Source organism: Streptomyces sp. CB03234 (assembly GCF_001905885.1).
GTDB lineage: Bacteria > Actinomycetota > Actinomycetes > Streptomycetales > Streptomycetaceae > Streptomyces.
In genome coordinates, this window is record NZ_LIYH01000002.1 from 745,100 (window position 1) to 759,750 (window position 14,651).

The 14,651-nt window shown below is 70.3% G+C and carries 13 protein-coding genes and 1 riboswitch; of the genes, 5 read left to right on the top strand and 8 right to left on the bottom strand.

Translation table 11 applies throughout. The annotated features are described in order from the left end of the window. Nucleotides 1-73: 73 nt before the first annotated feature. The 3 genes from AMK26_RS10205 (at nt 74) to AMK26_RS10215 (ending at nt 2,693) form a co-directional block, all read left to right on the top strand. Nucleotides 74-1,054: a tetratricopeptide repeat protein gene (locus tag AMK26_RS10205; RefSeq protein WP_073754187.1), complete on the top strand. Its 981-nt coding sequence runs from the start codon at nt 74-76 to the stop codon at nt 1,052-1,054. 100 nt (nt 1,055-1,154) lie between these two features. Further along, nucleotides 1,155-1,787 (top strand): peptide deformylase, encoded by a 633-nt coding sequence (gene def, locus AMK26_RS10210; RefSeq protein WP_073754188.1) that lies wholly within the window; start codon nt 1,155-1,157, stop codon nt 1,785-1,787. 168 nt (nt 1,788-1,955) lie between these two features. After that, a complete protein-coding gene (locus AMK26_RS10215) occupies nt 1,956-2,693 on the top strand; it encodes a D-Ala-D-Ala carboxypeptidase family metallohydrolase (protein WP_073754189.1) in 738 nt (245 codons plus the stop codon). Between the two features lie 4 nt (nt 2,694-2,697). On the opposite strand, the gene AMK26_RS10220 is transcribed toward AMK26_RS10215, so the two are convergent. From AMK26_RS10220 to AMK26_RS10255, 8 genes are all read right to left on the bottom strand, one after another. Continuing rightward, complete coding sequence (locus AMK26_RS10220; protein WP_073754190.1) at nt 2,698-3,666, bottom strand: helix-turn-helix domain-containing protein; 969 nt, start codon at nt 3,664-3,666, stop codon at nt 2,698-2,700. A 99-nt stretch (nt 3,667-3,765) separates the two neighbouring features. After that, entirely contained in the window at nt 3,766-4,221 is a 456-nt protein-coding gene (locus tag AMK26_RS10225) for a ribosomal maturation YjgA family protein (protein WP_079277529.1), read from the bottom strand. A 1-nt stretch (nt 4,222) separates the two neighbouring features. Beyond that, nucleotides 4,223-5,179, bottom strand: a complete 957-nt coding sequence (locus tag AMK26_RS10230; protein WP_073754191.1) for a ribonucleotide-diphosphate reductase subunit beta — start codon at nt 5,177-5,179, stop codon at nt 4,223-4,225. Between the two features lie 107 nt (nt 5,180-5,286). Beyond that, complete coding sequence (locus tag AMK26_RS10235) at nt 5,287-7,653, bottom strand: ribonucleoside-diphosphate reductase subunit alpha (protein ID WP_073754192.1); 2,367 nt, start codon at nt 7,651-7,653, stop codon at nt 5,287-5,289. A 141-nt stretch (nt 7,654-7,794) separates the two neighbouring features. Beyond that, nucleotides 7,795-7,917: riboswitch (cobalamin riboswitch) on the bottom strand. A gap of 54 nt (nt 7,918-7,971) precedes the next feature. Then, on the bottom strand, nt 7,972-8,475 hold the full coding sequence (locus AMK26_RS10240; protein WP_073754763.1) for a GNAT family N-acetyltransferase: 504 nt from the start codon (nt 8,473-8,475) through the stop codon (nt 7,972-7,974). 104 nt (nt 8,476-8,579) lie between these two features. Next, the gene (locus tag AMK26_RS10245) at nt 8,580-8,804 is read right to left on the bottom strand and encodes a YbdD/YjiX family protein (RefSeq protein WP_241837849.1); all 225 of its coding nucleotides are present in this window, start codon (nt 8,802-8,804) and stop codon (nt 8,580-8,582) included. Continuing rightward, nucleotides 8,801-11,044, bottom strand: coding sequence for a carbon starvation CstA family protein (locus tag AMK26_RS10250; RefSeq protein ID WP_073754193.1), 2,244 nt, complete (start codon nt 11,042-11,044; stop codon nt 8,801-8,803). Before AMK26_RS10250 ends, AMK26_RS10245 begins: the two co-directional genes overlap by 4 nt. A gap of 137 nt (nt 11,045-11,181) precedes the next feature. Further along, nucleotides 11,182-11,946 carry a GntR family transcriptional regulator gene (locus AMK26_RS10255; RefSeq protein ID WP_073754194.1) on the bottom strand — a complete coding sequence of 255 codons (765 nt, stop codon included), beginning with the start codon at nt 11,944-11,946 and terminating at the stop codon, nt 11,182-11,184. A gap of 294 nt (nt 11,947-12,240) precedes the next feature. Between AMK26_RS10255 and AMK26_RS10260 the strand changes: the two genes are divergently transcribed. Next, nucleotides 12,241-13,527 carry an extracellular solute-binding protein gene (locus AMK26_RS10260; protein WP_073754195.1) on the top strand — a complete coding sequence of 429 codons (1,287 nt, stop codon included), beginning with the start codon at nt 12,241-12,243 and terminating at the stop codon, nt 13,525-13,527. Between the two features lie 95 nt (nt 13,528-13,622). Then, nucleotides 13,623-14,645 (top strand): carbohydrate ABC transporter permease, encoded by a 1,023-nt coding sequence (locus AMK26_RS10265; RefSeq protein ID WP_079277530.1) that lies wholly within the window; start codon nt 13,623-13,625, stop codon nt 14,643-14,645. Nucleotides 14,646-14,651: the final 6 nt, after the last annotated feature.

Here is a 14,651-nt window from a genome sequence, read left to right on the forward strand (position 1 = left end):
ATGGTTGGATGCGAACAAGAGGGTGTCCGGGGGCAGAGACCTTCAGCGACCGGCAGACCGGCAGGCGGGAATCGTGAGGATCTTCGGGAAGGTACGGCATCGGCCCTCCGCCTCGTGGCGGCAGGCCACCGACCGCGCGTTCACGCTGATCGGGGACGGGCGGTACGAGGACGCGGGCGCGCTGCTGACGCGCGCGGCGGACCTGGAGCCCTGGCTCTCGGAGTCCTGGTTCAACCTGGCGCTCCTGCACAAGTTCCGGCACGACTGGGAGCAGGCGCGCACCGCGGGGCTGCGGGCCGTCGCCCTGCTCGACAAGGAGACCGGTGCCCCCGACTGGTGGAACGTCGGCATCGCCGCCACCGCGCTCCAGGACTGGCCGCTGGCCCGCCGTGCCTGGCAGGCCTACGGGCTGAAGGTGCCCGGGGCCGCCGCGGCCGGCGGGGAGCCGACCGGGATGGAGCTGGGCAGCGCCGCCGTACGGCTGTCGCCGGAGGGCGAGGCCGAGGTGGTCTGGGGCCGCCGGCTCGACCCGGCCCGCATAGAGGTGCTGTCCATCCCGCTGCCGTCCTCGGGGCGGCGCTGGGGCGAGGTCGTGCTGCACGACGGGGTGCCCAACGGGGAGCGGACCACATCGGCCGGGCACAGCTTCCCCGTGTTCGACGAGATCGAACTGTGGGCGCCGTCCCCCGTCCCCACCTGGGTCGTCCTCCTGGAGGCGGCCACCGAGGACGACCGGGACGCCCTGGAGCGGCTGGCCGCCGACGCCGGGTTCGCCGCCGAGGACTGGTCGTCGTCGGTACGGCTGCTGTGCCGGGCCTGCTCCGAGTCGCGGATGCCCAGCGCCGAGGGCGAGGGCGAGCACCTGGACCCGCACGACCACAGCGAGCCGGGGCACCCGGGGCCGCTGGGGCACCGGTCGCCGGGCGAGCTGTGGGTGCCGGAGCGCGAGTGCGGCATCGCGGCGCCCGCCGGGCTGGTGCGGGGACTCCTGGACGGCTGGGTGGCGGACAGCCCGGACAGCCGTGAGTGGCGGGATCTCGAGGAAGTCTGCTGACCCCTGTCACCGGCGCCCCGTAGGCTGTACGGGCACAACGCGCGGCGTGCTGTACGGGTACGGCGCGGCATCGGGTACTCAGGAAGGCGCAGAAGCGGACATGGCGCAGCAGGAGACGGCTCAGCAGGTCGACGACGAGGGTTTCATCGTCGACACGGAGGACTGCGAGGAGCGCGAGCGCGCGTACCGCGAGCGCGGCACCTCCCGCCCGATCACGGTGGTCGGCAACCCGGTGCTGCACAAGGAGTGCAAGGACGTCACGGAGTTCGGGGACGAGCTCGCGCGGCTGGTCGACGACATGTTCGCCAGCCAGCGGACGGCGGAGGGCGTGGGCCTGGCCGCCAACCAGATCGGCGTCGACCTGAAGGTCTTCGTCTACGACTGCATGGACGACGAGGGCGTGCGGCACGTGGGCGTGGTGTGCAACCCGGTGCTGGAGGAGCTGCCGGTGGAGGGGCGCGTCCTGGACGACTCCAACGAGGGGTGCCTGTCCGTGCCGGGCGCGTACGCCTCGCTGGCGCGGCCCGACTACGCGGTGGTGCGCGGCCAGGACATCAAGGGCAACCCCATCAAGGTGCGCGGTACCGGGTACTTCGCCCGCTGCCTCCAGCACGAGACGGACCACCTGTACGGGTACCTGTACATCGACCGGCTCTCGAAGCGGGACCGCAAGGACGCGCTGAAGCAGATGGCCGAGGGCACGCCCCGCTACCCGGTCGTCCCGAACGACTGACACAGCCGACCCAGCCGGAAGGCCTCGTTCCGGTGACCGGGACGGGGCCTTCGTATGACGTGCCCCTGGCCGCCATTGGTCCGGCAAATGACAAGCACTCAGGACCTGTTGACGCGCGTGGACCCGCCGGTCAGTCTCGTGGGCGTCCCTCACGACGATGGAGGTCCGATGCCCGGACGCACCGTACGACTCCTCCTCTCGCTTGTCATGCTCATGTCGGCATCGCTGGCCGGTGTCGTCGCGACCGCCGGCACCGCGCACGCCGACGGCTGCTACACCTGGTCGCGCACCCTCTCCCAGGGCGCCTCCGGCGCCGACGTCACCCAGCTCCAGATCCGGGTCGCCGGCTACCCCGGCTACGGCGGCGTCCTCGCCGTCGACGGCGCCTACGGCCCGGCCACCACCGCAGCGGTCAAGCGCTTCCAGGCCGCGTACGGACTCAACCCCGACGGCATCGCCGGGAGCGCCACCTTCAGCAAGCTCTACGCCCTCCAGGACGACGACTGCACACCCGTCCACTTCAGCTACGCCGAACTCAACGACTGCAACACCACCTGGGAGGGCGGAGCCGTCAGCGCCGCCACCGCGAGGTCCAACGCGCTGCGCACCATGTGGAAACTGGAGGCCATGCGGCACGCGCTCGGCGACCAGCCCATCACCGTGACCAGCGGCTTCCGCTCGTACGCCTGCAATGACGCGGTCGGCGGGGCGTCCGGCAGCCGCCACCTGTACGGGGACGCCGCCGACCTGGGCGCCGGCCCCCACTCGCTGTGCAGACTGGCGCAGCAGGCCCGCAACCACGGCTTCAACGGCATCCTCGGTCCGGGCTACCCCGGGCACGGCGACCACACGCACCTCGACCACCGCGCGAGCCGCTACTGGTCCGCCTCCGCTTGCGGCATCTGACCGGTCAGGCCACGCCCCGCAGCGGCCCCCGGAAGGTACGGCGGTACGCGTTCGGGGTCGTCCCCAGCGTGCGGAGGAAGTGGTGCCGCAGCGCGGCGGCGTTCCCGAAACCGGCCCGGCCGGCGATCGCGTCGACCGTGTCGTCCGTGGCCTCCAGCAACTCCTGCGCCAGCAGCACCCGCTGGCGCAGGAGCCAGCGGTAGGGCGTCGTCCCCGTCTCCTGCTGGAACCGGCGGGCGAAGGTGCGCGGTGACATGTGCGCGCGTACCGCCAGCTGCTCGACGGTGATCTCCCGGTCCAGGTGCCGTTCCATCCAGTCGAGCACCTCCCCGACCGTGTCGCACCGGCTGCGCGGCAGCGGCCGGTCGATGTACTGGGCCTGGCCACCGTCCCGGTGCGGCGGCACCACCATGCGGCGGGCGATGGTGTTGGCGACCTCCGAGCCGTACTCCTGCCGTACGAGATGCAGGCAGGCGTCGATCCCGGCCGCCGTCCCCGCCGCCGTGATGACCGGGCCGTCGTCGACGTACAGCACATCGGGGTCCACCAGCGCCCGGGGATGGCGCCGGGCCAGCTCGGCCGCGTGCCGCCAGTGCGTCGTGCAGCGGCGGCCGTCGAGCAGCCCCGCCGCGCCCAGCACGAAGGCGCCGGTGCACACGGACAGCACCCGCGCCCCGCGGTCGACGGCATCGCGCAGCGCCGCGAGCAGGGGCTCGGGGTACGGGCGGTTCACATACCCGCCGCCGGCCGGGACCGCGACGAGGTCCGCCTCCGCCAGCCGTTCGAGCCCGTGCTCCACGCCGATCGTGAAACCGGCGTGGGTCCGCAGCCGGGAGCCCTCGGCGGACGCCACGGCGAAGTCGTGGACGGGAAGCCCGTCGTCGCTGCGGTCGAGGCCGAAGACCTCGCACATCAGCCCGAGTTCGAAGGGGTGCACACCCTCCAGCAGCACGGCGGCCACATTCTTCAACATGCCATGAGTGTGGCAGTAATTCGATGGTTGGTGACAGTCCTGCCACTGATTTTTCGCGTACGGAGCGACGACAGTGGAGGACATGACCGCACTCCTGAACTACCTCGGGCTCACCGGGCTCATCCTCCTCGTCACGCTCCCCTCACTCGTGTGGCACGCCCGGGAACGCGCCATCGACCGGCAACTGCGAAGGGCGGAGCACCCGGCGAGCACGCCCCAGCCGGCCGCCGCGCCGACCGCGTACCAGAAGAGGTCCGGGGCGTTGAACGAGGTGCCGAGGACGAGCGGCGCCAGCCTGCTGTGAGCGGCCAGCGCGGCAGGGACGCCCGTCAGCTGGAACAGCTCCACGGCGCAGGAGAACCCGAGCGCGATCCCGGCCACCGCCACCGGCCGCAGCCGGGGCACGGCCAGCACCACCAGCGTCACGATCAGCACGGTGTACAGCGCGTCCCCGGCGTACGTCGCGACGGCGCCCGTCGCCGCGGACCGGACACCCAGGCCCGCGGCGACGGTCAGCGCGGCGGCGGCACACGCCGCCGACCGCGTACCGAGCACGTCAGAAGTCCTCGTCGAGGTCGACGGAACCCTCCACCGCCACCTGGTAGGCGGACGGGCGGCGCTCGAAGAAGTTCGTCAGCTCCTGGACGCCCTGGAGCTCCATGAACGAGAACGGGTTCTCCGAGCCGTACACCGGGGCGAAGCCCAGGCGCGTCAGGCGCTGGTCGGCGACGCACTCCAGGTACTGGCGCATCGACTCGGTGTTCATGCCCGGCAGGCCGTCACCGCACAGGTCGCGGCCGAACTGCAGCTCCGCCTCGACGGCCTCCCGCAGCATGTCGGTGACCTGCTGCTGGAGCGCGTCGTCGAAGAGGTCCGGCTCCTCCTTGCGGACGGTGTCGACGACCTCGAACGCGAAGTTCATGTGCATCGTCTCGTCGCGGAACACCCAGTTGGTGCCGGTCGCCAGGCCGTGCAGCAGGCCGCGCGAGCGGAACCAGTACACGTACGCGAACGCGCCGTAGAAGAACAGGCCCTCGATGCAGGCGGCGAAGCAGATCAGGTTCAGCAGGAAGCGGCGGCGGTCGGCCTTCGTCTCCAGCCGGTCGATCTTCTCGACCGAGTCCATCCAGCGGAAGCAGAACTGTGCCTTCTCCCGGATGGACGGGATGTTCTCCACGGCGTCGAACGCCGCGGCGCGGTCCTCCGGGTCGGGCAGGTAGGTGTCGAGCAGCGTCAGATAGAACTGGACGTGCACGGCCTCCTCGAACAGCTGCCGCGACAGGTACAGCCGCGCCTCGGGGGAGTTGATGTGCTTGTAGAGCGTCAGCACCAGGTTGTTCGCCACGATCGAGTCACCGGTCGCGAAGAACGCGACCAGGCGGCCGATCAGGTGCTGCTCGCCGGGCGTGAGCTTGGCGAGGTCGGCGACGTCGGAGTGGAGGTCGACCTCCTCCACGGTCCAGGTGTTCTTGATGGCGTCCCGGTAGCGCTCGTAGAAGTCCGGGTAGCGCATCGGGCGCAGGGTCAGCTCGAAGCCCGGGTCGAGAAGGTTCTTCTGAATAGGGGCTTCCGGCGCGAAGCGCCGTCCATCAGGGGTGGTGGTCGGGCGACGGGAGGGCATTACTGGCAGGCCTCGCAGGACTCGGGGTTCTCAAGGGAGCAGGCGACGGCGTCGGGCTCGGACACCTGCTGGGCGGGGACGGTGGTCGCGGACGCGGCACGGGCGATCCGGGTCGCCGGGCGCGAGCGCAGGTAGTACGTCGTCTTCAGGCCCTGCTTCCAGGCGTACGCGTACATCGACGACAGCTTGCCGATGGTGGGCGTCTCCAGGAACAGGTTCAGCGACTGCGACTGGTCCAGGAACGGCGTACGGGCCGCCGCCATGTCGATCAGGCCGCGCTGCGGGATCTCCCACGCCGTCCGGTACAGCTCGCGCACATGGGCCGGGATCCAGGTGAAGCCCTGCACCGAGCCGCTGGACTCGCGCAGCGCCTCACGGGTCTGCGCGTCCCACACGCCGAGCCGCTTCAGCTCGGCCACCAGGTAGGAGTTGACCTGGAGGAACTCCCCGCTGAGCGTCTCGCGCTTGAAGAGGTTCGACACCTGCGGCTCGATGCACTCGTACACGCCCGCGATCGAGGCGATCGTCGCGGTCGGGGCGATGGCGAGGAGCAGCGAGTTGCGCATGCCGACCTCGGCGATCCGGGCGCGCAGGGCCTCCCACCGCTCCGGCCAGTTCAGCTCCACATCGTAGTGGTCGGGGTGCAGGACACCGCGCGCGGTGCGGGTCTTCTCCCAGGCGGGCAGCGGGCCGTTGCGCTCGGCGAGGCCGGCGGACGCCTCGTACGCCGCGAGCATGATCCGCTCGGCGATACGGGTCGACAGGGCACGCGCCTCGGGGGAGTCGAACGGCAGCTTCAGCTGGAAGAAGACGTCCTGGAGGCCCATCGCGCCCAGGCCCACCGGCCGCCACCTGGCGTTGGACCGCCCGGCCTGCTCGGTGGGGTAGAAGTTGATGTCGACGACCCGGTCGAGGAACGTGACGGCCGTGCGGACGGTCTCGTCCAGCCGCTCCCAGTCGATGTCACCGCCGGCGACGAAGGCGCCCAGGTTGACCGAACCGAGGTTGCACACGGCCGTTTCGCCGTCGTTCGTGACCTCGATGATCTCGGTGCACAGGTTGGAGGAGTGCACGACCGTGCCGGGCTCGGCGGTCTGGTTCGCGGTCCGGTTGGAGGCGTCCTTGAACGTCATCCAGCCCTGGCCGGTCTGCGCGAGGGTACGCATCATCCGGCCGTACAGGTCACGGGCCGGCATGGTCTTCTTGGCCAGCCCCGCCGCCTCCGCCTTGCGGTACGCGGCGTCGAACTCCTCGCCCCACAGGTCGACCAGCTCCGGCACGTCGGCCGGCGAGAACAGCGACCACTGGGCGTCGGCGTTGACCCGGCGCATGAACTCGTCCGGGACCCAGTGCGCCAGGTTCAGGTTGTGCGTACGCCGGGCGTCCTCGCCCGTGTTGTCGCGCAGCTCCAGGAACTCCTCGATGTCCGCGTGCCACGTCTCCAGGTACACGGCCGCCGCGCCCTTGCGCCGCCCGCCCTGGTTCACGGCCGCGACCGAGGCGTCCAGCGTCTTCAGGAACGGCACGATGCCGTTGGAGTGCCCGTTGGTGCCCCGGATCAGCGAACCGCGCGCCCGGATGCGGGAGTACGACAGTCCGATGCCGCCCGCGTGCTTCGACAGCCGCGCCACCTGGTGGTAGCGGTCGTAGATCGAGTCCAGCTCGTCCAGCGGCGAGTCCAGCAGGTAGCACGAGGACATCTGCGGGTGGCGGGTGCCGGAGTTGAACAGCGTGGGGGAGGAGGGCAGGTAGTCGAGGCGGCTCATCAGCCCGTACAGCGCCGCGACCTCGTCCAGCGCCCGTACCGAGTCGTCCTCAGCCAGCCCGGCCGCCACGCGCAGCATGAAGTGCTGCGGCGTCTCGATGACCTTGCGCGTGATCGGGTGCCGCAGCAGGTAGCGCGAGTACAGCGTCCGCAGCCCGAAGTAGCCGAACCGGTCGTCGGCCGCCGGGTCGATGAGCGCGTCCATCCGCTCGGCGTGCAGCGTCACGAACGCGGCCGTACGGTCCGCGATCAGGCCCTCCCGGTGCCCCACGGCCACCGACGCGGAAAACGCCACCGCGCCCTGCCCGGCCGCCTCCTCCGCGATGGTCCGGGTCAGCAGCCGCGCCGCGAGCCGGGAGTACGCGGGGTCCTCGGCGATCAGCCCGGCGGCCGCCTCGGTGGCGAGCTCGCGCAGCTCGGCCTCGTCCGAACCGGCGTGCCGGCCCCGCAGCGCGGCGGCGGCGACCCGGCCGGGGTCGGTGTCGGGCAGATCGGCGGTGAGGTCGGTCAGGGTCCGCAGCAGTACGGTCCCGGGTCCGTCGCTGCCGTCGTTTCCGTCGCTCTCGATCGCTGAAACCGGATCGGCTGGCGCGATGGTCACGTGGGGGCTCTCCCTCGCTCGGCTCGGGGCCACCGCGGTTCGCGGGCAGGGGAAGCGGGCACGCCCGGGCACAAGGGCGCAGGGCACCGCGTCCACCGGCCCATTCCGCGAGGCCCGGACGTCTGGGCACCCGGGCCGGACGGTCCGGGCGCGCTGTCGGCAGGTCTTCGGACTCGTACGTACACAAAGGCACACCAACACACCGTTGCGGGACAGTTCCGGATTTGCACCGGATTCCCCTGCGGCGACAGCGAGCACGAGCATACATGTGGGGGGCGCCAGTTGAGGCACCCCCCACATGTTGTGTCGGCCGGAGTGTCAGAGGGACAGGGCGTACGTGAAGAGCGTCACGCCCGGAACGGGCTGCCAGTCCCGTTCCGGGGTCCGGACGAACCCCAGCCGCTCGAAGATCCGGTGCGCCGCCCGCATGGACGCCTGCGACGACAGCATGAGCCGCCGGCACCCCTCCACCGCCCGCGCCCGTTCCACACACGCCCGTACGAGCGCCTCGCCCGCGCCGCGCCGGCGGGCGTCCCGGGCCACCGCCAGCATCCGGAACTCCGCCTCCCCGTCCAGCGCCAGGTCGGCCCACGGCCCGCCGCCGCGCGCGACGAACGTCACGCCGCCCAGCACCCGTTCGTCCTGCTCCACGGCCACGAGCACCTCCGCCTCGGCGGCCCGCCGGGCCACGTCCCGCAGGTCGATCAGGTACTCGTCGCTCTCCCCGAAGTCCAGCAGCCCGTCGCCGAGATACGCCTGGGCCGTGACCTCGGCGAGCGTGTCGTGTTCCTCCGGCCGTACCGCCCTGATGGTGATGTCCATGGTGCGAGTGTGGCCGCGCACGGCGACGGGCCGCCGCATTTCCGTCCCCGGAAACACGGCGGCCCGTCGTGCCGTCACCCGCTCAGCAGCACCTCAGCAGCACGTCAGCAGCAGCGGAACCCGTCGCGCGGGTCGGCCTCCCGCGCGTCGGTGCGCCGGCGCTCGAACTCGCGCCGGGTCATGACCTCGGCGTCCGGGTCGCAGGCGCGGGTGTGGGCGACGTACGTGTCGTACGCGGCCTCGCCGGACACCTCACGTACGTACCAGCGGACCCAGCCGACGGCGCGGCGCAGCCGGCCGCCCGGCCCGGTGGCCACCGAGGCGCTCACTTCGAGCCGCTCCCGGCCGTTACCGCCTCACCGGTGCCGCCGTCCTCGCGGCCGCCGTCCTTGCGGATGCCGCCCTCGGGACCGAGCCCGGCCGCCACCAGTTCGGCCTTCTCCTCGGCCGTGGGGAACAGCCCGGCCGGGGCGATCAGCTTGGACTCGGTGTACGGCTCCTCGGAGAGCTTCACGCCGGCCGGGTCGGTGATGGCCTTGTAGCAGACCCGTCCCGCGTCCGCGATCACCACGATGATGAGGAGGGCGAAGAGGGCGGAAAGGACGCCGTCGACCGTGGAGTTGGTGACGACGGTGTGCATGTCGTCCATCGACTTGGCGGGCGGCAGCACCTGCCCGGAGTCGATGCCCGCCTGGTACTTGTCCCGCTGGGCGAAGAAGCCCACCCGCGGGTCGGCCGAGAAGATCTTCTGCCAGCTGGCGGTGAGGGTGACCGCCACGTCCCAGGCGAGCGGGACGGCGGTGACCCAGGCCCACTTCAGCCGCCCCGACTTGACCAGCAGCGTCGTGCAGACGGCCAGCGCCACGGCGGCCAGCAGCTGGTTGGCGATGCCGAACAGCGGGAAGAGCTGGTTGATGCCGCCCAGCGGGTCGTGCACACCGACCCAGAGGAAGTAGCCCCAGCCGCCGACGACGACCGCGCTGGCGAACCAGACGCCCGGCTTCCAGCTGACCTGCTTGAAGGGCTTGTAGAGGTTGCCGAGCGTGTCCTGGAGCATGAAGCGGCCCACGCGGGTGCCGGCGTCCAGCGTCGTCAGGATGAACAACGCCTCGAACATGATGGCGAAGTGGTACCAGAACGCCTTCATGGCGGTACCGCCGACGACCGCCGAGAAGATCTCCGACATGCCGAGCGCGAAGGTCGGCGCGCCGCCGGTCCGGGACAGCAGCGACGCCTCCTCCACGTCAGCCGCGGCCTGCGCCAGCTGGTCGGGCGAGATGGTGAAGCCGAAGTTGGACACCGCTTCGGCGGCGGACTGCACCGTCGTGCCGACCACGCCCGCGGGCGAGTTGACGGCGAAGAAGAGACCGGGGTCGATGATGCAGGCCGCGATCATCGCCATGACGGCGACGAACGACTCGGTGAGCATGGACCCGTACCCGATCATCCGGATCTGGGTCTCCTTCTGGACCATCTTCGGGGTGGTGCCCGAGGAGACCAGGGAGTGGAAGCCGGAGAGCGCGCCGCACGCGATGGTGATGAAGACGAAGGGGAACATCGAGCCGGCGAAGACCGGACCGTCGCCGCGGCTCGCGAAGTCGGTGACCGCGGGCATCTTCAGCGTCGGCAGGGCGAGGAAGACACCGAGGGCGAGCATGGCGATCGTGCCGACCTTCATGAAGGTCGAGAGGTAGTCGCGCGGGGCGAGCAGCAGCCACACCGGCAGGACGGAGGCGAGGAAGCCGTACACGACCATCCAGATGACCAGTGTGCCCGGCTCCAGGGTGAAGGTCTCCGCGAGGGAGGACTCGGCGACCCAGCCGCCCGCGACGATGGCCAGGAGCAGCAGCGCGACGCCGATGACGGAGACCTCGGTGACCCGGCCGGGCCGCAGCACCCGCAGGTAGACGCCCATGAAGAGGGCGATCGGGATGGTCATGCCGATGGAGAAGACGCCCCACGGCGAGTGCGCCAGGGCGTTGACGATGACCAGGGCCAGCACCGCCAGCAGGATGATCATGATGGCGAAGACCGCGATCAGCGCGGCGGCCCCGCCGAAGGGGCCGATCTCGTCACGGGCCATCTGGCCGAGCGAACGGCCGTTGCGGCGGGTGGAGAAGAAGAGCGTCACCATGTCCTGGACGGCACCGGCGAAGATCACGCCGACGATGATCCAGATCGTGCCGGGCAGGTAGCCCATCTGCGCCGCGAGCACGGGGCCCACCAGCGGGCCCGCGCCCGCGACCGCCGCGAAGTGGTGGCCGAAGAGCACCCGGCGGTCGGTGGGGTGGAAGTCGACACCGTTGTCGAGCCGCTCGGCGGGCGTGGCGCGGGTCTTGTCGACCTTGAGCACCCGGTTCGCGATGAAGCGGGAGTAGAAGCGGTAGGCGATCGCGTACGAGCCGAGCGCGGCCGCGAGCATCCAGGCGGCCGAGATCTCCTCGCCCCGGGACAGCGCGAGCATGCCCCAGCCGGCCGCCCCCGCGAGGGCGACGAGCGACCAGATCACGATCGACTTCGGGGCGAGGCCCGTCCGTGAAGTGTTCGGTGGTGCCGACGGCTCTGGCATGGTGCACGTCCCCTCGCTGATCACCTGTAATGCGCAGGAAATCTAGGGGAGTGCCTCGCGCAGCGTCACCCCCCGTCCGCATATCGGTACGGCAACGCTTTGGGTGACGCCACGTCAGGGGCCGTTCGGCCGGCGCCTCAGCGGTTCGGCCGCTTCAGCCGCGCGACGAACTTGTACCGGTCGCCCCGGTACACCGAGCGCACCCACTCCACCGGTTCGCCGTTCTCGTCCAGCGAGTGGCGGGAGAGCATCAGCATCGGCAGGCCCACGTCCGTACCGAGCAGGCCCGCCTCCCTCGGGGTGGCCAGCGAGGTCTCGATGGTCTCCTCGGCCTCGGCGAGGTGGACGTCGTACACCTCCGCCAGCGCCGTGTAGAGCGAGGTGTACTTCACCAGGGACCGCCGCAGCGCCGGGAAGCGCTTGGCGGACAGGTGCGTCGTCTCGATGGCCATCGGCTCGCCGCTCGCCAGCCGCAGCCGCTCGATGCGCAGCACGCGCCCGCCGGGCGAGATGTCGAGCAGCCCGGCGAGGGTGTCGTCGGCCGTCACGTACCCGATGTCGAGGAGCTGCGAGGTGGGCTCCAGGCCCTGCGCGCGCATGTCCTCGGTGTACGAGGTGAGCTGGAGCGCCTGCGAGACCTTCGGCTTCGCGACGAACGTGCCCTTGCCCTGGATGCGCTCCAGGCGCCCTTCCACGACCAGCTCCTGCAGCGCCTGCCGCACGGTCGTGCGGGAGGTGTCGAACTCGGCGGCGAGCGTGCGCTCCGGCGGTACCGGCGTACCGGGAGGCATGGTCTCCGTCATGTCCAGCAGGTGCCGCTTGAGCCGGTAGTACTTGGGCACGCGCGCGGTGCGGGTGGCGCTCCCGCTCTCGGTCTCGGTACCGCCCCCATCCGTGGCCATGGCCCGCCTTCCCGACTCCTGTGCTGTTGCCGTCACCGGCTCCTCCGTCTATTGCGGCTCACATGGTGGCACGGACCGGTCACGGGTCGTCGCCCTCCCTCAGGTGTCGGTCCGGTAACGGACCCGACTGCCCTTCTTATACACCCTTGACACCCCTAAAGGTCTAGGCCAAGCTCCGGGTTACTGGTCTAAACCATTAAAGATCAGGTCCCAGTCCCACGGGCAGCACGGGCACTACACCGGTATGGCTTCGCGGTGGGGGCAGGGTTTGCAGGCATCCCTGAGGAGGGTGGCGTGAAGCGCAAGCTCATCGCGGCGATAGGCGTCGCAGGCATGATGGTCGGTATTGCCGCGTGTGGCTCGGACGACGGCAAGGGGGGCAGCACCGACGCCGGTGGCAACAAGACCCTCACCGTCTGGGTGATGGACGGCTCGGCTCCCGACGCCTGGATCAAGAACGTCAACAAGGAGTTCGAGGCCAAGCACAAGGGCGTCAAGGTCAAGGTCGAGATCCAGCAGTGGAACGGCATCCAGGAGAAGGTCACCACGGCCCTCTCCGAGGACACCCCGCCGGACGTCCTGGAGCTGGGTAACACCCAGACCGCCGGTTACGCGGCCACGGGCGGCCTCGCCGACCTGACCGAGGACAAGGCCAAGCTCGGCGCCGACGGCTGGAACAAGGGCATGCTCGCCTCCAACGAGCTGGACGGAAAGCTCTACTCCGCCCCCTGGTACGCCGCCAACCGCGTCGTCGTCTACGACAAGGCCGCCTTCAAGAAGGCCGGCGTGACCCCGCCGAAGACCCGCGCCGAGTGGATCGACGGCCTGAAGAAGCTCAAGGCGTCCGACCCGAAGTCGCAGCCCATCTACCTGCCCGGCCAGAGCTGGTACGTCTACGCCGGCTTCGTGTGGGACGAGGGTGGCGACCTCGCCGTCAAGGACGGCGACAAGTGGAAGGGCAACCTGTCCTCTCCCGAGGCCGTGGCCGCCATGAACTTCTACAAGGAGCTGCAGTCGTACTCGACCGCTCCCAAGGACAAGGACGAGGCGACCCCGCAGCAGTCCACCGACATCATTCCCAAGGGCGGCGTGGCGTCCTGGATCGGCCTCGGCTGGGAGGCCGGCGGCGCGATCGACGCGATGAAGAAGGCCGGCAAGACCGCCGACTTCGGTTACTTCCCGATCCCGGGCAAGACCGCCGACAAGCCCGGCTCCGTCTTCTTCGGCGGCTCGAACCTCGCGGTGTCCGAGCGCTCGCAGAACAAGGACCTGGCCAAGGAGTGGCTGGCCCTGGCCGCCGGCAAGGAGCACATGGCCAAGTACGCCGAGGCCACCCAGGGCGCGCTGCTCCCCAACAACGACGCGGCGCAGTTCACGCCGGCCGCCGGCTCGTTCGCCGAGGCGATGGCCAAGGCCGCGCCCGTCGGCAAGATCACCCCGGTCACTCCGGGCTGGGCGAACGTCGAGACGGCGCCCAACCCGATCAAGGACTACATGACCAAGGTGCTCAAGGGTGAGGACGCCAAGAAGGCCGCCGAGGCGGCCGACAAGGTGATCACCGAGCGCGTCAACCAGCAGTAACCGCCGTAGCCCCCGGTGGTGCGACCGGTAACCCCACGCCGGTCGCACCACCGGGCCTTGACCCGGTCAGCCCAGAACCGCGAGGAATGAAGACCATGACCGTGGACTCCCAGGGAGCGGTGAGCACCGCTCCTTCGGACGCGCCCGGGAAGGCGGCGGGGAAGTCGAAGACCCCGCCACCCCCGTCCGGCTCGACGCACGTCCTGAAGCGTCCTCGCGGCAGGCGCTCCCTGCCGGGCGGGGTGCTGCCGTACCTGCTGATCGCCCCCGCCATCCTGTCCATGGCGGTGCTGCTGCTCTATCCGCTGATCCGGAACGTGATCCTCTCCTTCCAGCAGGTCAACCGGAAGGAACTGATCACCCGCAAACCCGAGTGGATCGGCGTCGAGAACTACACGGAGCTGCTGGGCGACTCCCAGTTCTGGACCGTCGTCCTGCGCAGCGTCGCCTTCACGGCCGCCAACGTCGTACTGATCATGATCATCGGCACTCTGACCGGCCTGCTGCTCAACCGGCTCGGCAAGAAGATGCGCCTGGTCCTGTCGCTGTCGCTGATGCTCGCCTGGGCCATGCCGGTCGTCGCCTCCGTCACCGTCTTCCGGTGGCTGTTCGACGAGCAGTTCGGCGTCGCCAACTGGCTGATGCGCACGCTCGGCTTCTCGGGCTACGAGCAGCACAACTGGTTCGAGACCGGCTTCTCCACCCTCGTCATCGTCACGCTCCTGGTGGTCTGGGGCTCGATCCCGTTCGTCGCGCTCAACATGTACGCCGGTCTCACCACCGTCGGCACCGAGTTGTACGAGGCCGCCAAGATGGACGGCGCGAACGGCTGGCGGACGTTCTGGTCCGTGGTCTTCCCCAACCTGAAGCCGTTCTTCCTGATCAGCACGTTCCTGGAGATCATCTGGGTCTTCAAGGTCTTCGCCCAGGTGTACGCGATGAACCTCGGCGGCCCCGACCGCGGCTCGGAGACCCTGCCGGTCTTCGCCTACATCGAGGGCCAGGGCCAGGCGCACTACGGCCTCGCCGCCGCCATCTCCGTACTGACCATCCTGATGCTGATCGCGGCCATGTCCTTCTACTTCCGCCTGATCCTGAAGCAGGAGGAGGAGCAGTGAGCACCA

Bases quoted from the DNA above. Each gene is read 5' to 3' on its own strand.
- AMK26_RS10215 (WP_073754189.1), top strand. From the start codon at position 1,956: ATGCCCGGACGCACCGTACGACTCCTCCTCTCGCTTGTCATGCTCATG.
- def (WP_073754188.1), top strand. From the start codon at position 1,155: ATGGCGCAGCAGGAGACGGCTCAGCAGGTCGACGACGAGGGTTTCATC.
- AMK26_RS10255 (WP_073754194.1), bottom strand. From the start codon at position 11,946: ATGGCCACGGATGGGGGCGGTACCGAGACCGAGAGCGGGAGCGCCACC.
- AMK26_RS10250 (WP_073754193.1), bottom strand. From the start codon at position 11,044: ATGCCAGAGCCGTCGGCACCACCGAACACTTCACGGACGGGCCTCGCC.
- AMK26_RS10265 (WP_079277530.1), top strand. From the start codon at position 13,623: ATGACCGTGGACTCCCAGGGAGCGGTGAGCACCGCTCCTTCGGACGCG.
- AMK26_RS10220 (WP_073754190.1), bottom strand. From the start codon at position 3,666: ATGTTGAAGAATGTGGCCGCCGTGCTGCTGGAGGGTGTGCACCCCTTC.
- AMK26_RS10230 (WP_073754191.1), bottom strand. From the start codon at position 5,179: ATGCGCTACCCGGACTTCTACGAGCGCTACCGGGACGCCATCAAGAAC.
- AMK26_RS10240 (WP_073754763.1), bottom strand. From the start codon at position 8,475: ATGGACATCACCATCAGGGCGGTACGGCCGGAGGAACACGACACGCTC.